The following is a 19,494-nucleotide window of genomic DNA, read 5'->3' as shown; positions in this document are numbered from 1 at the left end:
CGGGTCACCTTCGTCACCGCTTGATGCGGCGCAGCTCCGAGACGAGCAGGCCGGCGCCGAGGACGACGAGGACGGTGGCCACCAGGCCGCCGCCGAACACCCAGCCCGGCAGCGACGTGCCGACCAGCGCCAGCACGGCGACCAGCACGAACAGCGCACCGCTGACGAGGGCGACCACGTCGGGCGACCGGCGCCCGGGCCGGGCGACGGGGTCCGGCTGCGCCTGGGCCTCCTGCCAGGTGGCGTAGCCGGTCGGTCCGACGAGCGGCGGTGCGACGGCGGTGGCCTGTGCGCCGCGTGGGTGGTCGGTGCCGAACTCGGTGGTCGGGTGCTCGGTGGTGGCGTGCTCGCCGGTGGGGTTCACGGGGGTCTCCTGACGGTCGGGTGACGGGTCGGTGGGCTGGTCGGTGGTCGGCGGCGCGGAGCCGATGGGGTCAGCCACGGGACACCGTCACGTCGCCGATGCCGGACTCGATCGTCAGCACGATCTCGGCGGTGTCGTCGCCGGTCCACGGCTGGTCGCCGGTGCCGGCGTAGGTGCCGCCGTCCGAGCTGCGGCCGAACACGTCGGCGTTCCCCAGGCCGTTGGACACCTCCACCCGGACGTCGGCCGACCGCGGCACGACGACCTCGACGTCGCCCACCCCGGCGTTGACGGTGGTGGTGACCGGCTGGGTCAGGTCGGCGAGGTCGACGTCGGTGAGGTCGAGCTCGAAGTCACCGACCCCGGACTCGTAGCGGGGCTGCACGGCCGTGGCGTCCTGCGGGGTGTAGCTCTGGTCACCCAGACCCCGGTCCCGGCCGTTGCGGAACCCGTCGCCGTCGGTGGCCGAGGCGACCAGCAGCGCGAAGGACAGCAGCACGCCCAGCGCGATCAGCGGGCCGCGCGAGCTGCGGCCGGAGACGAAGGCACCGACGCCCAGGCCGATGCCCACCGTGATCAGCGCGGTGGCCAGGAAGGGCACCGGGCCCGGCGTCCACGGGGTGACCCGGGCGGCCAGGGCCAGCACGCCGACCAGGATCAGCAGCACCGCCACGGTGATCCCCGGGACGGGGGAGCGGGGCTCGGGCGGGCCGGCCTCGACGCGGGCCGGGGCGGCGGCCGCGGCCTCGCCGTCCTGGCGGCGGGGCATCAGCACCCACAGCAGGAGGTAGACCACGACGCCGGTGCCGCCGGCGAAGACCAGGGCGATGAAGCCGACCCGCCACAGCAGGGCGTCGATGCCGGTNATGGGCACCAGCCTGTCGACGGGAGGGGGCCGGCACCATCGGGGAACCCCCGGATCCGACCCTGGTCCTCAGCTCGGGGACAGCACCCGGCGGAGCACCAGGAAGCGCACCAGCCCGACCGTGGTGGTGACGCCCACGAGCACCGCGAGGGCCGCCACGTCCGGCGCGTCGGGGACCCAGCTCTCCCACAGCAGCAGGACGGTGCTGGTGGTGGCCAGGCCGACGACGGCCACCCCGCCGCCGGTCCACTGCGCGCGCCACCACGGCGTCCGGCCGCCGGCGTGGAAGGTGACCCGCCGGTGCAGCTCGTTGGCCAGCACGGTCGCGGCCGCGGTGGCCAGCAGGTTGGCGGTCTGGCCGCCCCCGGCCAGCAGGAAGAGCGCGGACTGCACCAGCGTCGCGGTGCCGCCGGCGAGGGCGAACCGGGCCAGCGGAGCCGGCCCGGACGGCGCGGACCACAGCGCGCGACCGAGCGTGGCGAGGGGCATGCACCGACCCTGGGCCGCCCCGGACCCCGGCGGAACCCGGGGACACCCTGGTCCTGCCCCGGGGGAACTCAGGGTGTCACCGGGTGTGGCCGGCGGGCCGGCGGTGACACGATGATCACGTGACCGACCCGGGGACGACGACGTTGCCGCCGGGCAGCGCCCTCCCCGCGGCCCGACCACCGCTGCTGCGCCCGCGCTCGGGCCGGCTGCTGGGCGGGGTGGCCGCCGGCACCGCCGACCACCTCCGGCTGGACCCGCTGCTCGTCCGGGTCGCCTTCGTCCTGATGTCGCTGACCGGCATCGGCGTCGTCGCCTACGCCCTGCTGTGGCTGACCATGCGGGCCGCGCCGGCCGGGTCGGAGCGGCCGCCGCGGCCGGCGTCGCCCAGTCGCCGCCAGCTGGTCGGCGTGGTGCTGCTCGGGCTGGCCGCGGTCACCCTCACCAGCCGGCTGTCCAGCTGGGGTCGCGGCGACGTCGTCGTCCCGCTGCTGCTGGCCGGGGCCGGGCTGGCGGTGATCTGGTACCAGCTCGACACCGAGCGCACGCTGACCCGCTCCACCGGGCGGTGGGGCCTGGTGGTCGGCGTGCTGCTCGGCGTCGGCGGCGTGGTGCTGCTGCTGGCCACCACCGGCCCGCTGGTCAACGCCCGCAACGGGTTCGCCGCCACCCTGGTCGTGCTGGTCGGCATCGCGCTGGCCACCGCGCCGCTCTGGCGGCGGCTGCTGGACTCCCGCGCCGAGGAGCGCGCCGCCCGGATCCGCTCGGAGGAGCGCGCCGCGGTCGCCGCCCACCTGCACGACTCGGTGCTGCAGACCCTGGCGCTGGTGCAGCGGCACGCCGCCGACCCCACCCAGGTGGCCCGCCTGGCGCGCAGCCAGGAGCGCGAGCTGCGCAGCTGGCTCTACGCCCCGCAGGTGGCCACCGGGGGCACCTGGGCCGGGCTGGTCGAGCGGCTGGTGGCCGAGGTCGAGGCCGACCACGTGGTCACCGTCGACCCGGTCGTCGTGGGCGACACCGCGGTCGACGACGCCGTCGCGGCGCTGGGCCAGGCCACCCGGGAGGCCGTGGTCAACGCGGCCAAGCACTCCGGGGCCGGCGAGGTCGCGCTCTACACCGAGGTGACGCCGTCGGCGCTCACCGTCTTCGTCCGGGACCGCGGCACCGGGTTCGACCCGGCCCGGGTCCCGCAGGACCGGCGCGGGCTGCGGGACTCCGTCGTCGGTCGCCTGCAGCGCGTCGGCGGGACCGCCGTCGTGCACTCGAACCCGGGGGAGGGGACCGAGGTGGAGCTGACCCTGCCGCGGAGCGCGTCGTGATCACCGTCTTCCTGGTCGACGACCACGCGATGGTGCGCTCGGGCGTGCGCGCCGAGCTCGGCGACGCCGTCGAGGTGGTCGGCGAGGCCGCCGACGTCGCCGGGGCGGTGGCCGGGGTCCGGGAGACCCGCCCGGACGTCGTCCTGCTCGACGTGCACCTGCCCGGCGGGGGTGGCCGGGCGGTGCTGGAGACGCTGCGCGCCGAGCTGCCCGACGTCCGGTGGCTGGCGCTGTCGGTGTCCGACGCGGCCGAGGACGTCATCGCCGTCATCCGCGCCGGCGCCCGCGGCTACGTCACCAAGACCATCTCCGGGCCGGACCTGCGCGACGCCGTGGCCCGGGTGGCCGAGGGCGACGTGGTGTTCTCCCCGCGGCTGGCCGGCTTCGTGCTCGACGCCTTCGCCGCCGGACCGGCCGCCCCCGCCCCCGAGCCGGACGTCGACCCGGGCCTGGACCTGCTGTCGGCCCGCGAGCGCGAGGTCATGCAGCTGCTGGCCCGGGGCTACACCTACCGGGAGATCGGCCAGCGGCTGTTCATCTCGGTGAAGACGGTGGAGTCCCACGCCTCCAACGTGCTGCGCAAGCTGCAGCTGTCCAACCGCAACGAGCTCACCCGCTGGGCGGTCGACCGCAAGCTCGCCTAGGCGGTGTGCACGACGTGGAAGGCCTCGGCGAGGCGGCCTTCGGGGAGGCCGTGGGTGCGGGCGGTCTGCCGCATCCAGCCGGTGACGAACTCGCGCAGCTGGCCCTCGGGCTGGTGGGCGACCTGGGTGACGTGCGACTCCAGCGCGGCGAACTTGCGCTCGGCGGTGTCGGTGACGTCGACCGCGTGGTCGGCGCGGGGGCTGGCCGACAGCCACACCTCCGACACCGTCCACGCCTCCAGGCCCTCGTCGGCCAGCAGCTCGGGGAAGGCGAAGGGGTTGCGCGCGTCGGGGTACACCGCCCGCATCGTGGCCTCGCCGACGGTCATGTGGTCGGGGTGGCTGGCGCCGACCCGGTCCCACATCCGCTCCGGCGAGGTGGTGACCACCCGGTCGGGGCGGACCTGGCGGATCACCCGGGAGATGTCGCGACGCAGGTCCAGCGTCTGCTCGACGCGGCCGTCGGGGTAGCCCAGCCAGTGCAGCTCGGTCACGCCCACCTGGGCGGCCGCGGCGGTCTGCTCCTCCCGGCGCAGCGGGCCCATCCGGTCGCGCGGGGTGTCGTCGAACCCACCCGCGTCGCCGTCGGTGACCAGGCAGTAGACGACCTCGGTGCCGGCGTCGGTCCAGGTCGCGATGGTGCCGGCACTGCCGAAGTCGACGTCGTCGGGGTGGGCCAGCACGCACAGGACGCGGTCCACGTGCTCGGCGGGGGGCTGGGCGGGTGCGGTCACACGGGGCTCAAGCCCGGGCGCGGGGCGGGTGTTCCCGGGTCAGAGCCGGCCGCGGCCCTGGCGCAGCAGCATCATGCCCAGCGTGGCCCCGTCGGGGCCGAGGGCCTGCTGGAACCGGGCCAGCACCTGCTGCTCGCGGGACAGCGACAGCCGGGTGCCCCCGCTCTCCCGGCGCAGCGACCCGATCTCCTTCGAGATGGCCAGGCGCTGCTGCACCAGGCGGATGATCTCGGCGTCGCAGGCGTCGATCTCCACGCGCAGCTCGCCGATGCGCCCGGCGGGGTCGGCCGGGGTGGGGGTGCCGTCGAGGGTCGTGCTCATGGTCGTTCCTCCTGGTGGGGGAGGCCCAGCACCCCGGAGACGCGAAAACCCCGGGCTCCTGGGCCCGGGGTCTCGTCTGTCAGTGGCTAGCGCTGAGGGACGGCGACCGGGACCCGGTGGCCGTAGTAAAACTCCTGCGCGCTCAGCACGCTGGGGAGCTTGCCACACCGCGCGGGTGGTGGCCAGCACGGTCGCTGGCCCGGGTCGGTGTCGGTGCCGACGCCTAAGCTCGGAGGCGTCATGAGCAGCCCCCAGATCTCCCTCCCCGGAACCGCCGCCCTGCCCCGCCGGACACCCGGGCAGATGGGCCGCGAGCTCGAGCGGATGCTCGCCGGGCTCAACGGCCCCCAGCGCGACGCCGTGGTCCACGAGGGCGGGCCGCTGCTCATCGTGGCCGGCGCCGGGTCGGGCAAGACCCGGGTGCTGACCCACCGGATCGCCTACCTGCTGGGCGCCCGGGGCGCGACGCCCGGCGAGATCATGGCCATCACGTTCACCAACAAGGCCGCCGGCGAGATGAAGGAGCGGGTCGCCCAGCTGGTGGGGCCGCGGGCGCGGGCCATGTGGGTGTCGACCTTCCACTCCATGTGCGTGCGCATCCTCCGCGCCGAGGCCGCCAAGCTCGGCATGAAGAGCTCGTTCACCATCTACGACCAGGGCGACTCGGTCCGGTTGATGACGATGGTCGCCCGCGACCTGGACCTCGACGCCAAGCGCTACCCGGGCCGCAGCCTGGCCACCCAGATCTCGAACCTGAAGAACGAGCTGGTCGACGAGGAGTCCTTCGCCCCGCAGACGCCGCCGGAGAAGGTGCTCGCCGACGTCTACGCGCTCTACCAGCGGCGGCTGCGCGAGGCGCACGCGATGGACTTCGACGACCTGATCATGACGACGGTCAACCTGCTGCAGGCCTTCCCCGACGTCGCCGAGCACTACCGCCGCCGGTTCCGGCACGTGCTGGTCGACGAGTACCAGGACACCAACCACGCGCAGTACGCGCTGGTGCGCGAGCTGGTCGGGTTCCCGGGCGGCCCGGTGCCGCCGGCCGAGCTGTGCGTGGTCGGCGACGCCGACCAGTCGATCTACGCCTTCCGCGGCGCCACGATCCGCAACATCGACGAGTTCGAGCGCGACTACCCCGAGGCCACCACGATCGTGCTGGAGCAGAACTACCGCTCCACCCAGCGCATCCTCAAGGCGGCCAACCAGGTCATCGCCCGCAACACCGCGCGCCGGCCGAAGAACCTGTGGTCCGACGCGGGGGACGGCGAGCTGATCGAGGGCTACGTCGGGGAGAACGAGCACGACGAGGCGGCCTGGGTCGCCGAGCAGATCGACAAGCTGGTCGACGCCGGTGACGCCCGGCCCAAGGACATCGCGGTCTTCTACCGCACCAACAACGCCTCCCGCGTCTTCGAGGAGGTGTTCATCCGGGTCGGCATGCCCTACAAGGTGGTCGGCGGGGTGCGCTTCTACGAGCGCAAGGAGGTCCGCGACGCGCTGGCCTACCTCAAGGTGGTCAGCAACCCGACCGACGTGGTCAGCCTGCGCCGGGTGCTCAACACCCCCAAGCGCGGCATCGGTGACCGCGCCGAAGCCTGCGTGGAGACCCTCGCCGACCGCGAGCGGATCGCGTTCGCCACCGCGCTGCGCCGGGCCGAGGAGGCCCCGGGCCTGGCCACCCGCTCGCTCAAGAACATCCAGGAGTTCGTCTCGCTGCTGGAGGAGTTCGAGCACCTGCTGGCCACCGGCTCGGGGCCCAGCGCGCTGCTGGAGTCGATCCTGGAGCGCAGCGGGCTGCTCTCGGAGCTGGAGTCCTCCACCGACCCCCAGGACGAGGGCCGGGTGGACAACCTGCACGAGCTGGTCAGCGTCGCCGCCGAGTTCGAGGCGGTGAACCCCGAGGGCACGGTGACCGACTTCCTCGAGCAGGTGTCGCTGGTGGCCGACGCCGACCAGATCCCCGTCGCCGGCGACGACGCCGGGGTGGTCACGATGATGACGCTGCACACCGCCAAGGGCCTGGAGTTCCCGGTCGTCTTCCTCACCGCCCTGGAGGACGGCGTCTTCCCGCACCTGCGCGCCCTGGGCGACAGCAAGGAGCTGGAGGAGGAGCGCCGGCTGGCCTACGTGGGCATCACCCGGGCCCGCGAGCGGCTGTTCCTGTCCCGCGCCACGGTCCGCACCTCCTGGGGCCAGCCCGCCTACAACCCGCCGTCCCGGTTCCTCGACGAGCTGCCCGGCGACGCCGTGCACTGGACCGGCGTGGACCCCAAGCCCTCGGCCGCCTACGGGTCAGCGCAGCGCCGGGTCGCCGCCACCGGCCTGTCCACCGGCGGACTGCGCGGCGGGGTGGGCAACCGCCAGGTCATCAGCGTCGACGTCGGCGACCGGGTCAGCCACGACGCCTTCGGGCTCGGCACTGTCGTCGAGATCAACGGCGTCGGCGACAAGGCCCAGGCCACCGTCGACTTCGGCAGCGGCGGGACGAAGCGCTTGGTCCTGAGATATGCGCCGGTGGTCAAGCTCTGACGAGCGGGAGGGGCGATGACACGGCGATCCTCCGGATCGCACCGCGGCCAGGAGCCGTGCCCCCGTTGTGGCGAGCGTGCCCGTCGATCGGCGGGGACCCTCCGGGCCCCCTTCTCACGACCGTGCCGGCCCTCGGCTGCCGGTCGACCGGTTCCTCGGGGAGCCTCCGGCCCCGCCTCGTCGCCGGTCAGCGCCTTCGGCGCGGTGCGCGGGGCGGACTCCTACGCTCCCGGGACGTCGATGCCTCGGTCGTTCAACCACTCGGCGGCGTCGGTGGGCCGCCCGGTCATGGAACCGACGTGGACCTCGAAGTGGACGTGCGGGCCGGTGGACTGGCCCTCGTTGCCGACCTTGGCGATGAGGTCCCCGGCGGAGACGACGTCCCCGGCCGAGACGAACAGGTAGCGCATGTGGCCGTAGATCTCGACATTGCCGTCGGCGTCCTGGATGTAGATGGCGTTGCCGTACCCGCTGGCCGGGCCCGAGCGGAGCACGACGCCGTCGGCGGCCGCGACGATCGGGGTGCCCAGCGGGGCGGCCAGGTCCAGGCCCCAGTGCATCTGGCCCCACCGCATGCAGAAGCACGTGGTCAGGATCCCGTCGGTCGGCAGCGCGAAGTCCGGCTCCCGCTCGGCGCGGGAGGCGGCCAGGTCGGCCAGGCGGGCACTGGCCTCGGCGGCGGTGAGGTCACGGCGCGCGTCGGCGTCCTCGGTGCCCCCGGCGAAGTTCGAGTCCGAGGAGGACAGCCCGTAGTCCCCGGCGTCGGCGACCGGCGTCGCGGGGGTCGGTGACCCGGTGCTGCCGAGCACCGCGGCGAGGACGGCACCGACGGTCAGCGCCGCCAGGAGCAGGTGCCCGCGCCGCCGAGGGGGCTGGGGGAGGCGGTGTCGCCCACCCGGGCGCGGCGTGGTGGCCGGCTCGCGGGACGCCACGACGGTGGTCACCGGCTTCGGCCCGCCGTCCAGCGGGTCGTCGGTCGAGGCCGTGGGGACGTCGGGGTCGAGGGCGTCCAGGAGGTCCTCGACGGACTCCCGTGCGGGTGCCTCGAGCACCGAGCGGTCGCGGACGGGGCGGCCGGGCCGCGGGTGACCCACCAGGCCATGTCGGGACATCCGGGGCACCGCCTTCCGTGGTGGGCCCGCCCCCGGGGGAGCGGGTCGACTGCCGGCGAGGCCGGCGTCGGGTGCCGGCAGGAATGCCAGCAGCGTGATCGCATTGTGACCACGTGTGACGGCTGCGACCGGGGACGTGCGCGGCGTGTCGGTCTGTCGACTTCTCGTCACACGCAGTGCGCGCGGGGGTGCTGCGGACACCGGACGTCCCAACCGTCACCGACCGTGGGCAGAACCTGCCCGGGATCGGGCGCGGGACCGTCAGGCCGCGACGACGTCCGTGCTGCGGTCGGTGCTGCGGTGCCCGGCCAGGGTGGCGGCGACCTCGTCGACGACGGCCCGGTGGATCGGGAGGGACATGTGCCCCACGCCGTGCACCAGCACGTTGCGCGCCCGCAGGTCGGGGTGGTCGCAGCGCCCGTGCACGATCGGCAGGACCATCTGGTCCAGGTCGCTGTAGACCGCCGTCACCGGGATGTCGACGCCCGGTGCGGGTCGGCCCAGCTCGGCCAGCAGGTCCGAGCCCGACCGCAGCTGCCGGATGAGCGGGGTCGGCACCGCGTGGGCCCAGAGCGTGCCGCCGTGCGGGGAGCCCAGGGTGGTCAACGAGGCCACCCGCTCGGTGCCCGCGCACTGCACCAGGTACCGCGCGACGATCCCGCCGAGGGAGTGCCCGACCAGGTGCACGCGCTCGTGGCCGGTCTGCTCGCAGATCTGCTCGAGGTGCCGGGCCAGCTGGTCGGCGGCCACGCGCACGTCCTGCACCAGCGGGCTGTAGTTCCAGGTGCTCACCGAGGTGAAGCCCCGACGGCGCAGCGAGCGGCTCATCACCGTGAAGATCGACCGGTTGTCCACCATGCCGTGGACCAGCACCACCGGCACCCGGGCGGCGAGCGGGTCGGCGGCGAAGAACGCGCGGACGGCGGGCGGCTGCCACTCGGGGCGGATCCGCTCGTCGGCGACCGGCGTCTCCGCCCGGGTCCCCAGCGGCCACAGCAGGGCGTGCGCGCTGACCCAGGCCAGCTCGGTCAGGCCGCCGGTGAGCGTCGCGGGCGTGCACAGGCTGCGCAGCGTCCGGGCGGCACCGGCCACGCCGGACACGCCGTTGGCCACCACCGAGGAGGCGCCGTGCCAGGCTGGGACGGACGCGGACGTCGTCACCGGCACCTCCTGGGTCGACCCGGCGGGCGCCGGGATGTGCTGGGGCTCACCATGCGTGCCCCGTTCACGTGACGGTAATGCCCTCGTGTGCCCGACGTCACACACGACGACACCCCGACACGATCACGATGCGGTCTCGGCCGCTCGCGACCACGACCCCAGGAGGACCCCGTGGCCACGCGCAAGGACGGCACCACGCCAGGGAGCTCCGCGACCGCCCGCAGGGCCGCACCCCGCGGCGGTGCGACGCGGACCGCCCGGCCCCCGGCCCGCGGGACCTCCGCCGTGCCCGCGGACGGGCTGGTCGTCGGCGACGTGCCGGTCACCGCCCGGGTGGCCGGTGCCCTGCTGGCGCTGGCCGGCCTGGTCGGGGCCGTGGCGGTCTTCCCGGGGTACCTCGTGGTCGGGGGTGAGCCGCTGTCGCTGGCCACCGGCCCGCTCGACGTCCTGGTCGCCCTGGTCACCCCGCTGGTGGCGCTGGCCGTGGGCGTGCTGACCGCGCTGGGCCGGGTGCCCCGCTTCGGGCTGGCCTACGCCGCGGTGGCCGGCGGGCTGGGGACCGGCCGGCTGCTGATCGAGCTGTACCAGGGCACCGCCTCCACCACCCGGCCCGGCGTCGAGGTGCTGGCCGGTGACCTGGTGGTCACCAGCACGGTGGTCACCGGCGCCGGCTGGGTGCTGGGCGTCGTCGCCCTGGCCCTGACCGTGCTCGCCGGGGTGGTCGCCGTCCTCGCCTGGGGGCGCACGGTCATGGAGGACGGCGGCGCGCTGGACGCGTTGCGCCCCGCGCTGGCCGGGTCGGCCGTGCTGCTGGCTGCGGTGGCGGCGCTGTGCCTGGCCCTCCCCGCGGCCGACGTGCCCGACGGTCTGGTCACCGACCCGGCCACCGGGCTGGTCACCGTGGTGACCACCGAGGGGCCCCGTGCGCTGCTCGAGCGACCCGGCCTCGCGCTGCTGGGCGGTCTGGTGCTGGCCGCCGGGCTGCTGCTCTGCGCCGGCGTCGCCGCCTCGCTGCGCCCTCGGCTGGCCGCGGTCGGCGGGTTGCTGGCGCTGGCCGTCGTGGTGCTGCAGGCCGGGCTGTCCGGCTGGCGCGACGCGCTGCACTCCACCGACCTGGACTGGACGGTGCCGGGGATCGGCCTGCTGCTGCTGGGGATCGCCGCGGTCGGTCTCGCCGTCCTGGCCTGGCGGTGGCAGCCGGGCCCCGGTCGGCCGGCGGTCGAGGACGACGAGCCGGAGGACCTCCGGCGCCTGTGATGCGTCCCACGGACTGCGACGAGGGGTCGGCAGCGAGGTTGCGGGGGCGTTACGGTGCCTCTTCGTGGATCTCTTCGAGTACCAGGCCCGTGACATGTTCGCAGCGCACGGCGTACCCGTGCTCCCCGGCGGCGTCGCCGAGACCCCTGAGCAGGCCGAGGCCATCGCCCGCGACATCGCGGGCCAGGTCGTCGTCAAGGCCCAGGTCAAGGTCGGCGGCCGGGGCAAGGCCGGTGGCGTCAAGCTCGCCGACACCCCGGAGGAGGCCAAGGCGCGGGCGACCGACATCCTCGGCCTGGACATCAAGGGCCACATCACCCGGCAGGTGATGGTGGCCAAGGCCAGCGACATCGCCGAGGAGTACTACTTCTCCTACCTGCTCGACCGGTCCAACCGCACCTTCCTGGCCATGGCCAGCGTCGAGGGCGGCATGGAGATCGAGGAGATCGCGGTCACCAAGCCCGAGGCGCTGGCCCGCATCCCCGTCGACGCCTCCGTCGGCGTGGACCGCGCCAAGGCCGAGGAGATCGTCGACGCGGCGAACTTCCCCGCCGAGGTGCGCGACCAGGTCGTGGAGATCGCCATCAAGCTGTGGGACGTGTTCTCCAAGGAGGACGCCACCCTGGTCGAGGTGAACCCGCTGGCCAAGGCGCCCGACGGCACCGTGCTCGCGCTGGACGGCAAGGTCACCCTCGACGAGAACGCCGCCTTCCGGCAGCCCGGGCACGACGCCCTCGAGGACGCCGCGGCCGCCGACCCGCTCGAGGCCGCCGCGAAGGAGAAGGGCCTCAACTACGTCAAGCTCGAGGGCGAGGTCGGCATCATCGGCAACGGTGCCGGCCTGGTCATGAGCACCTTGGACGTCGTCGCCTACGCCGGCGAGGAGTTCGGCGGCGTGCGCCCGGCCAACTTCCTGGACATCGGCGGCGGCGCCTCGGCGCAGGTCATGGCCGACGGCCTGGGCATCATCCTGGGCGACGCCGCGGTGAAGAGCGTGTTCGTCAACGTCTTCGGCGGGATCACCTCCTGCGACGCGGTCGCCGACGGCATCGTCTCCGCGCTGGCCATCCTGGGCGACGAGGCCACCAAGCCCCTGGTCGTCCGGCTCGACGGCAACAACGTCGAGGAGGGCCGGCGGATCCTCGCCGAGGCCGCCCACCCGCTGGTCACCGTGGTCGACACCATGGACGGCGCCGCCCGCCGGGCCGCCGAGCTCGCCGCCGCCTGATCCCGACTCGCTGACCCCGAAGGACTTCTGACATGAGCATCTTCCTCACCGAGAACAGCAAGGTCATCGTGCAGGGCATCACCGGGTCGGAGGGCCGCAAGCACACCCAGCGCATGCTGGCCTCCGGCACCGCGGTCGTCGGTGGCGTGAACCCCTCCAAGGCCGGCCAGACCGTCGACTTCGACGGCACGTCGGTGCCGGTCTTCGGCTCCGTGGCCGAGGCCATGAAGGAGACCGGGGCCGACGTCACCGTCGTCTTCGTGCCGCCGAAGTTCGCCAAGGGCGCCGTCGTCGAAGCCGTGGACGCCGGCATCGGGCTGTGCGTGGTCATCACCGAGGGCATCCCGGTGCACGACTCCACCGAGTTCTGGGCCTACGCCCAGGGCAAGAGCACCCGGATCATCGGGCCCAACTGCCCCGGCCTGATCAGCCCCGGCCGCTCCAACGCCGGCATCATCCCGGCCGACATCACCCAGGCCGGCAAGATCGGGCTGGTCTCCAAGTCCGGCACGCTGACCTACCAGATGATGTACGAGCTGCGCGACATCGGTTTCTCCACCGCCATCGGCATCGGCGGCGACCCGGTCATCGGCACCACGCACATCGACGCGCTGCAGGCCTTCCAGGACGACCCGGAGACCGAGGCCATCGTGATGATCGGTGAGATCGGCGGCGACGCCGAGGAGCGGGCCGCCGACTTCATCAAGGCCAACGTCACCAAGCCCGTGGTCGGCTACGTCGCCGGCTTCACCGCCCCCGAGGGCAAGACGATGGGCCACGCCGGCGCGATCGTGTCCGGCTCGGCCGGCACCGCGCAGGCCAAGAAGGAGGCCCTCGAGGCCGCCGGCGTCAAGGTCGGCAAGACCCCCTCGGAGACCGCCCGGCTGATGCGCGAGCTCCTCGGCGCCTGAGCCAGACCGCACGTCACCGCCGCAGCGGGGCCCCCTCGCACGAGGGTGTCCCGCTGCGGCGCGGTTGCGGGCCGTCCGGCGCGTGGAGACCATGCGTGGCGGGATCCTGACATCCTGATCACGTCCAACCCGTACGACCCCAGGAGAGAAGCCGAGCTATGACCAGCAGCGGACCCGACCAGACGCCGGGAGGTCCCGGGCAGGGTCCCGGCGGCTACGGCCAGCAGCCCGGTGGCTACGGCCAGCCGGGCCAGCCCGGCCAGCCCGGCGGTTACGGCCAGCCCGGTCAGCCCCCGGCGGGGTACGGCCAGCAGCCCGGCGGCTACGGCCAGCCAGGGCAGCCCGGTCAGCCGACCCCCGGCCAGGGTGGCTACGGAGCTCCCCAGGGCGGCTACGGCCAGCCTGGCCAGCCCGGCCAGCAGCCGGCCTACGGCCAGCAGGGCTCGTTCGGCCAGCAGGGCGGCTTCGGCCAGCCCTCCTCCTCCGGCGGCGGCTTCGACCTCAAGAAGCTCAAGGTCGGCGACTACGTCGTGGCCGGCAGCGCGCTGCTGTACCTGCTGTTCTCCCTGCTGCCCTGGTTCAGCGGCGACTTCGGCTTCGGCTACAGCTACAGCGTCAACGGCTTCGAGTCCGGGCTGATCGTCTTCTCCTTCGTCCTGCTGCTGGCCGCCGCCGTGTGGGCGCTGCTGCCGGCGTTCCTGGACCTCAAGCTCGGCTTCCCGCGCAGCTTCGTGACCGTCGGCCTCACCGGGCTCGCGTTCCTGCTCACCCTCATCGAGTGGATCCAGACCTTCGAGGCCGGGTTCAGCATCTTCGCGCTGCTCACCTTCCTGGTGTCGGCCGCGGCGCTGGCCTTCGCCGTCCTCGGGCTGCTGCCCGAGCTGAAGAACAAGCCGGCGCTGCCCGGTGGCCTGGCCAACGCCTCCCAGTGGGCCAACCAGCCCGCGCCGCAGTTCGGCCAGCCGGGCCACGGCGGCCCCGGCCACGGTGCTCCCCAGCAGGGCGGCCCCGGCCAGGGCGGCTACGGCCAGCAGGGCGGCTACGGCGCCCCGCAGCAGTCCGCCGGCTTCGGTCAGCAGTCCGGTCAGCAGTCCGGTCAGCCCGGCGGGTACGGCTCCCCGGCCACCCCCTCCTACGGCCAGCCCGGTCAGCAGCAGGGCCAGCAGGCCGGTCAGCAGCCCGGCCAGCAGGGTGCGCAGTCCGGCTGGGGCCAGTCCCCGTCCGCCACGCCGTCCTACGGCCAGCCGACCCCGCCGGCGGCGCCCTCCTCGCCGTCCTACGGCCAGCCGTCGACCGGCTCCTCGGCCAGCGGCTGGAGCACCCCGCCGGCCGGCGGGCAGCCCCCGGCGCCGCCGACCTACGCAGCCGGCACCACNGAGCGGGGTGGGTCAGGCGTCGCCCGAGGGCTTCGGCCGGTCGCCGTCCCCGCCGCCCCCGCCGCACGAGGCCGACGGCGACGGCGACCGGCCGAAGCCCTCGGGCGACGCCTGACCCACCCCGCTCCGCGCACGACCAGACCCGCTCCGGCACCGCCGGGGCGGGTCTGTGCGTCCCGGCCCGGTGTCGATCGGCCGCTGTCGGCGGGGGCGGGCGCCGCGACCGCCCCGGACTTGCGAGAGTGGGGGGGTGCGCCAGCTGCTGACCCGAACCTCCGCCCGCAGCGGTGACCGCGCCCGGCTGCCGCTGGCCGCCCTCGCCGCGGCGGCGTCCGCGGCGGTCACCGTGGTGGGGCTGGTCGTGCCGACCCTCGCCCTGGTGGTCGTCGCCGCGCTCGACCCCGCCGGTGGCCTGTCCGTCGGTGCCGACCTCGCCCTGGCCGGCCGGCTCTGGCTGCTGGCGCACGGCGCCGCCCTCCAGCTGTCCTCCGGCACCGTCGCGCTGGCGCCGCTGCTGCTCACCGCCGCCGTGGCCTGGGGGTCCTCGAGCGCGGCCCGCGCGGTGGTCGCCCGCCGGGACGTCGTCGACCCCCGCGGCGTCGGCACGGTGGTCGGCACGGTCGTCGGCGTCCACGCCGTCCTCACCGTGCTGCTCGCCCTCGTCCTGGACGCCCCCGACGCGGCCGTCCGGTGGCCGTCGACGGTGCTGGGCGCCCTCGTGCTCCCGGGCGTCGCGGCCGGCTGGGGTGCCGCCCGCGAGTCCGGGGCCGCCGGGGACCTGGTGGACCGCTTCCCCGGGCCCGGCCGGGCGGTGGCCCGGGGGGTCCTGGCCGGGCTGCTGACCCTCGTCGGGCTGGCCCTGGCGGTGGTCGCGGTCGCGCTGGCCGCCGACGTCGGCGGGGCCGCCGCACTGGCCACCAGCCTCGGCGGGGCGGGTGCCGGTGCGGTGGGCCTGGTCGGCCTGAGCGCCCTGCTGCTGCCCAACGCGGCCGCCGCCGTCCTCGGGCTGGCGGCCGGTCCCGGGTTCACCGTCGGGGCGGGCACCCTCGTCTCGACCGCCGGGGTCACCCTGGGCGCCGTCCCGGCGGTGCCGCTGCTGGCCGCGCTGCCCGACACGCAGGCCGTGCCGCTGCTGGCCTTCGTCTCGCAGGCCCTCCCCGTGCTCGCCGGTCTGGTGGCCGGGACGGCGACCGCCCGGCGGCTGACCGACGCCGACGGCGGGGTCGTCACCGCGGCATTGTGGGGCGTGGTGACCGGCGTCGGGGTCGGGGTCGGCGCCGGGCTGCTGGCCCTGGTCGGCGGTGGCGGGCTGGGCGACGCCGGGCTGGCCGACATCGGGGCGCCGGCGATCGCGACGGGTCTGTCGACCGCGGCCCAGGCCGGGCTGGCGGCGGCCGTCGCCGCGGCCGTCTCGCGCTGGCGGCGGTGAGGCGGGTCCGGGTCTGCGGAGGACCTGGGAGACTCCACGGGTGAGCGAGAGAGTCAGTCCGCAGGACCGCGACGTCGTCGCCCGGCAGCTCGGCCGCACCCCCCGGGCGCTGACCGGCGTGGCGCACCGGTGCCCGTGCGGCCAGCCCGACGTGGTGCAGACCGCGCCCCGGCTCGAGGACGGCACCCCGTTCCCGACCGTCTACTACCTGACCTGCCCGCGGGCGACGGCGGCCGCGAGCCGGCTGGAGTCGGCCGGGGCGATGAAGGAGTGGCAGGCCGACCTGGCCACCGACCCCGAGCTCGCCGCGGCCTACGCCCGCGCGCACGAGGCCTTCCTGGCCACCCGGGACGCCGTCGACGTGCTGCCCACCCGGGCCAGCGCCGGCGGGATGCCCGACCGGGTCAAGTGCCTGCACGCGCTGGCCGCGCACTCGCTGGCCGCCGGACCGGGCGTGAACCCGATCGGGGACCGCGCGCTGGCCGGCATGGGGGAGTGGTGGTCGCACGGACCGTGCGCCGCCCCCAACCAGGACGCCGCCCCGGACGCCGAGGGGTCCGGCTCGTGACCCGGGTGGCCGCGATCGACTGCGGCACGAACTCCCTCCGGCTGCTGGTCGCCGACGTGCCGGCCCAGGGCCCGCACACCGACGTGCTGCGCCGGATGGAGGTGGTCCGGCTGGGCCAGGGCGTCGACGCCACCGGCCGGCTGGCCCCCGAGGCGATCGAGCGCACCCGGGTGGTGCTGGCCGGGTACGCGGCGCAGATCCGCGAGCTCGGTGCCGAGCGGGTCCGGATGGTGGCCACCAGCGCCAGCCGGGACGCCGCGAACCGCGCGGACTTCGAGGGCATGGTGCAGGCCACCCTCGGCCAGCTGCCCGACGTCGTCCCCGGGCTGGAGGAGGCGGGCCTGTCCTTCCTCGGCGCGACCGGGTCGCTGGCCGCGGCCGCCGTCGCGCACGGCACGCCCGCGCCGGCGGCGCCCTACCTCGTGGTGGACATCGGCGGCGGGTCCACCGAGTTCGTGCTCGGGGACGGCGACGGCGTGCGGGCGGCGCGGTCGGTGGACGTCGGCTGCGTCCGGCTGACCGAGCGGCACCTGCACGGCGACCCGCCCGACGCCGACCAGATCCAGCGCGCCGAGTCCGACATCCGGACGGCGCTGGCCGCGGTGGTCGCCGACGTCCCGGTGGGCCAGGCCGCCACCCTGGTCGGGCTGGCCGGTTCGGTGACCACGGTGGCCGCGCTGGCGCTGGGGTTGCCGGCCTACGACGCGGCGGCCATCCACGGCGCCCGCGTCCCGGTCGGCGCCGTCCGGTCGGTGACCGCCGGGCTGCTCACCTCCACCCGGGCGCGGCGGGCGGCGCTGCCGGTCATGCACCCGGGGCGGGTGGACGTGATCGGCGGCGGCGCGCTGGTGCTGCGGGTGATCATGGATGCCCTCGCCGTCGACGAGGTCGTGGTCAGCGAGCACGACATCCTCGACGGCATCGCGCTGTCCCTGGTGCGCTAGGCCCGACCCGGAGGTATCAGGACGGCGGCCGAGGCCTCCCGGGGGGCATGACCTCGCTCCTGGCCCACGCCTCCCTCCGCCGGCTCGCCCCCTGGGTGCGCCGCTACCTGCCCGCCGAGCTGGCCGGCACCGCGGCGCTCCTGCTGGTCGGCCTGCTCACCCTGCAGCGGACCGGCTCGCTGGTCGGCACCGCCGTGGCCGCCACGGTGGCCGAGAACCTCGGGTTCTACGCCGTGGCGCTGGGCCGGATCGCGGCCGAGCAGCGCCGCAGCGGTGCCCGGGGCCGCACGCTGGTCGGCCGGACCGTCGGCCTGGGGGTGGCCGAGTTCGGCCCGGCCGAGGTGCTGGACTCCCTGCTCGTCCGCCCCGCAGCGCTGTGGGTGGGGGCGACGGTCGTGCCGCCGGCCGCGCTCGGGCTGCTGGCCGGCAAGGTGGTCGCCGACCTGTTCTTCTACGTGATCGCGGCCTCGTCCTACCGGTTCACCGAGCGGGCCGGCTGGCGCCGGGGCGGGCCGGTCCTGCGCGGGGGCCCCGGCCGGGTGCGGACCCGGGTGGGCTTCTGGGTCCGCCGCTACCTGCCCAGCGAGATCGCCTCGCTGGTCGCGCTGCTCGGGGTCGGGTTGACCACCCTGCAGCTGACCGGGTCGCTGGTCGCCACGGCCATCGCCGGCAACCTGGGCTCGGCGGTCGCCTTCTACGGCGTCTCGCTGGTGCGCATCGTCGCCGAGCAGCGCCGGGCCGGTGTCCGCCGCGGGGTGCTCCGCCGCAGCCTGGGCCTGGGCCTGGTCGAGTTCCTCCCCGCCGAGCTGGTGGACTCCCTGCTGGTCCGGCCCGCGCTGCTCTACTGGGGGGCCGCCGTGGCGCCGCACCCGGCGCTCGGGCTGGTCGCCGGCAAGGTGGTCGCCGACGTGGTGTTCTACCTGGTCGCCTCCGTCGGGTACCGGGTCACCGACCGGCTCGGCTGGCGCCTGCCGCGCCCCAGCGCCGTGGCCGCCGTGACCGCCGCACCGTTCCGGCAGCAGCGGGCCACCGAGCTCGCCGGCCGGCACGGCGGCGAGGGCCTCCGGCGGCTGGCCGAGCAGCACGGCACCCCGATCCTGCTGCTGGACCCGGCGGTCGCCGTCGCCCGGTACCGCCAGCTCGCCGACGCCCTGCCCGGCGTCGGGCTGCACTACGCGGTCAAGGCGCTGGACCACCCGGCGGTGCTCGCCGCCCTGCGCGACGCCGGCGCGTCCTTCGACGTGGCCAGCCCGGCCGAGGTGGCCGCCCTGGCCGACCTCGGGGTGGGGCCCGCGCGGATGCTCTACAGCAACCCGGTCGCCACCCCGGCCGAGCGGGCCCAGGTGGCCGCGGCCGGCGTCCGGACCGTCGTGGTGGACAACGAGACCGAGCTGCGCAAGACGACGGCCCTGCCCCCGGACACCCGGGTGCTGCTGCGGCTGGCCTACCGCAACGCCGCGGCCCAGGTCGACCTGTCCAGCAAGTTCGGCGCCGACCGGGCGACCGCCGAGCGGCTCGCGGCACTGGCGGTCGAGCTCGGCCGCCCGCTCGCCGGCTTCAGCTTCCACGTCGGCAGCCAGCTCGACGCCGCGGAGCCCTACCGCGCGGCGATCACCAGCACCGTCGAGCTGATGGACCTGCTCGAGCAGCGGCACGGCCGGGCCTTCCAGGTGCTCGACATCGGCGGCGGGTTCCCGGCCGGGTACCGGTCGCCCGTCCTGGCGGTCACCGAGCTCGCGGCGGCGATCGGGCCCCTGCTGGCCCCGCTGGTCGGCCGGTGGACCGTCCTGGCCGAGCCGGGCCGGGTGGTCGTCGCCGACGCGATGACCGCGGTCAGCCAGGTGGTCGGGGTGGCCGACCGCCCCGACGGGCGCTGGGTCTACCTCGACGACGGCATCTACGGCAGCTTCTCCAACGTGCTGTCCGAGCAGGCCGAGCCGCTGCTGCTCGCGGCCACCGAGCTGGCCGGTGCGGTGCCCGCCGGCCCGGTCACCCTCGCCGGGCCCACCTGCGACAGCGGCGACGTGATCGCCCGCGGCTACCCCATGCCCGCGCTGGCCCCCGGGGACCTCGTGGTCACCCCCACGATGGGCGCCTACACGGCGGTCACCGCCTGCGCCTTCAACGGGCGGTCGCCGGCCCGGGTCGTCGTCAACGGCTCGAAGGTGCTGGTCGACCGCACGACGATCGTCGGTGGCGGGCAGGAAGGCGTTGCGGCCCGGCACCGGGCCTCAGCATGATGC

Annotated in this window: 17 protein-coding genes; 10 read left to right on the top strand and 7 right to left on the bottom strand. The window is 75.4% G+C overall.

The annotated features are described in order from the left end of the window. Nucleotides 1-13: 13 nt before the first annotated feature. The 3 genes from LFA75_RS06605 to LFA75_RS06595 form a co-directional block, all read right to left on the bottom strand. Entirely contained in the window at nucleotides 14-442 is a 429-nt protein-coding gene (locus LFA75_RS06605) for a phage holin family protein (protein WP_225232884.1), read from the bottom strand. Continuing rightward, the gene (locus LFA75_RS06600; RefSeq protein ID WP_225232883.1) at nucleotides 435-1,238 is read right to left on the bottom strand and encodes a LiaF domain-containing protein; all 804 of its coding nucleotides are present in this window, start codon (nucleotides 1,236-1,238) and stop codon (nucleotides 435-437) included. Before LFA75_RS06600 ends, LFA75_RS06605 begins: the two co-directional genes overlap by 8 nt. Nucleotides 1,239-1,298: 60 nt before the next feature. Beyond that, nucleotides 1,299-1,718, bottom strand: a complete 420-nt coding sequence (locus tag LFA75_RS06595) for a GtrA family protein (protein ID WP_225232882.1) — start codon at nucleotides 1,716-1,718, stop codon at nucleotides 1,299-1,301. Between the two features lie 119 nt (nucleotides 1,719-1,837). Between LFA75_RS06595 and LFA75_RS06590 the strand changes: the two genes are divergently transcribed. After that, complete coding sequence (locus tag LFA75_RS06590) at nucleotides 1,838-3,034, top strand: ATP-binding protein (protein WP_225232881.1); 1,197 nt, start codon at nucleotides 1,838-1,840, stop codon at nucleotides 3,032-3,034. Further along, the gene (locus tag LFA75_RS06585; RefSeq protein WP_225232880.1) at nucleotides 3,031-3,678 is read left to right on the top strand and encodes a response regulator; all 648 of its coding nucleotides are present in this window, start codon (nucleotides 3,031-3,033) and stop codon (nucleotides 3,676-3,678) included. The genes LFA75_RS06590 and LFA75_RS06585 overlap by 4 nt, the downstream gene beginning before the upstream one ends. Here LFA75_RS06585 and LFA75_RS06580 read toward each other — a convergent pair. Next, nucleotides 3,675-4,412 carry a PIG-L deacetylase family protein gene (locus LFA75_RS06580; protein ID WP_225232879.1) on the bottom strand — a complete coding sequence of 246 codons (738 nt, stop codon included), beginning with the start codon at nucleotides 4,410-4,412 and terminating at the stop codon, nucleotides 3,675-3,677. The two genes, LFA75_RS06585 and LFA75_RS06580, sit on opposite strands and share 4 nt — an antisense overlap. Before the next feature lie 39 nt (nucleotides 4,413-4,451). Then, nucleotides 4,452-4,733: a chorismate mutase gene (locus tag LFA75_RS06575; protein WP_225232878.1), complete on the bottom strand. Its 282-nt coding sequence runs from the start codon at nucleotides 4,731-4,733 to the stop codon at nucleotides 4,452-4,454. Nucleotides 4,734-4,973: 240 nt separating this feature from the next. On the opposite strand from LFA75_RS06575, the gene pcrA reads away from it, so the two are divergent. Continuing rightward, complete coding sequence (gene pcrA, locus LFA75_RS06570) at nucleotides 4,974-7,265, top strand: DNA helicase PcrA (protein ID WP_225232877.1); 2,292 nt, start codon at nucleotides 4,974-4,976, stop codon at nucleotides 7,263-7,265. A gap of 221 nt (nucleotides 7,266-7,486) precedes the next feature. Here pcrA and LFA75_RS06565 read toward each other — a convergent pair whose 3' ends face one another. Next, nucleotides 7,487-8,377 (bottom strand): M23 family metallopeptidase, encoded by an 891-nt coding sequence (locus tag LFA75_RS06565; protein ID WP_225232876.1) that lies wholly within the window; start codon nucleotides 8,375-8,377, stop codon nucleotides 7,487-7,489. A 261-nt stretch (nucleotides 8,378-8,638) separates the two neighbouring features. Next, nucleotides 8,639-9,538 (bottom strand): esterase/lipase family protein, encoded by a 900-nt coding sequence (locus tag LFA75_RS06560; RefSeq protein ID WP_225232875.1) that lies wholly within the window; start codon nucleotides 9,536-9,538, stop codon nucleotides 8,639-8,641. A gap of 171 nt (nucleotides 9,539-9,709) precedes the next feature. Between LFA75_RS06560 and LFA75_RS06555 the strand changes: the two genes are divergently transcribed. The 7 genes from LFA75_RS06555 (at nucleotide 9,710) to LFA75_RS06525 (ending at nucleotide 19,491) form a co-directional block, all read left to right on the top strand. After that, nucleotides 9,710-10,795 carry a hypothetical protein gene (locus tag LFA75_RS06555; RefSeq protein ID WP_225232874.1) on the top strand — a complete coding sequence of 362 codons (1,086 nt, stop codon included), beginning with the start codon at nucleotides 9,710-9,712 and terminating at the stop codon, nucleotides 10,793-10,795. 64 nt (nucleotides 10,796-10,859) lie between these two features. Beyond that, nucleotides 10,860-12,023: an ADP-forming succinate--CoA ligase subunit beta gene (gene sucC / locus LFA75_RS06550; RefSeq protein WP_225232873.1), complete on the top strand. Its 1,164-nt coding sequence runs from the start codon at nucleotides 10,860-10,862 to the stop codon at nucleotides 12,021-12,023. A 32-nt stretch (nucleotides 12,024-12,055) separates the two neighbouring features. Continuing rightward, complete coding sequence (gene sucD, locus LFA75_RS06545) at nucleotides 12,056-12,934, top strand: succinate--CoA ligase subunit alpha (protein WP_225232872.1); 879 nt, start codon at nucleotides 12,056-12,058, stop codon at nucleotides 12,932-12,934. A gap of 1,626 nt (nucleotides 12,935-14,560) precedes the next feature. After that, nucleotides 14,561-15,739 carry a cell division protein PerM gene (locus LFA75_RS06540; protein ID WP_225232871.1) on the top strand — a complete coding sequence of 393 codons (1,179 nt, stop codon included), beginning with the start codon at nucleotides 14,561-14,563 and terminating at the stop codon, nucleotides 15,737-15,739. 40 nt (nucleotides 15,740-15,779) lie between these two features. After that, nucleotides 15,780-16,307, top strand: a complete 528-nt coding sequence (locus LFA75_RS06535) for a DUF501 domain-containing protein (protein ID WP_225232870.1) — start codon at nucleotides 15,780-15,782, stop codon at nucleotides 16,305-16,307. Further along, complete coding sequence (locus LFA75_RS06530) at nucleotides 16,304-17,251, top strand: Ppx/GppA phosphatase family protein (RefSeq protein ID WP_225232869.1); 948 nt, start codon at nucleotides 16,304-16,306, stop codon at nucleotides 17,249-17,251. Before LFA75_RS06535 ends, LFA75_RS06530 begins: the two co-directional genes overlap by 4 nt. Before the next feature lie 47 nt (nucleotides 17,252-17,298). After that, nucleotides 17,299-19,491, top strand: coding sequence for a type III PLP-dependent enzyme (locus LFA75_RS06525; RefSeq protein ID WP_225232868.1), 2,193 nt, complete (start codon nucleotides 17,299-17,301; stop codon nucleotides 19,489-19,491). Nucleotides 19,492-19,494 lie beyond the last annotated feature (3 nt).

The organism is Klenkia terrae (assembly GCF_900491935.1).
GTDB classification, from domain to species: Bacteria; Actinomycetota; Actinomycetes; order Mycobacteriales; family Geodermatophilaceae; genus Klenkia; species Klenkia terrae.
The sequence above is the reverse complement of the archived record's forward strand: the minus strand, read 5'-3'. Positions and strand labels throughout refer to the sequence as shown.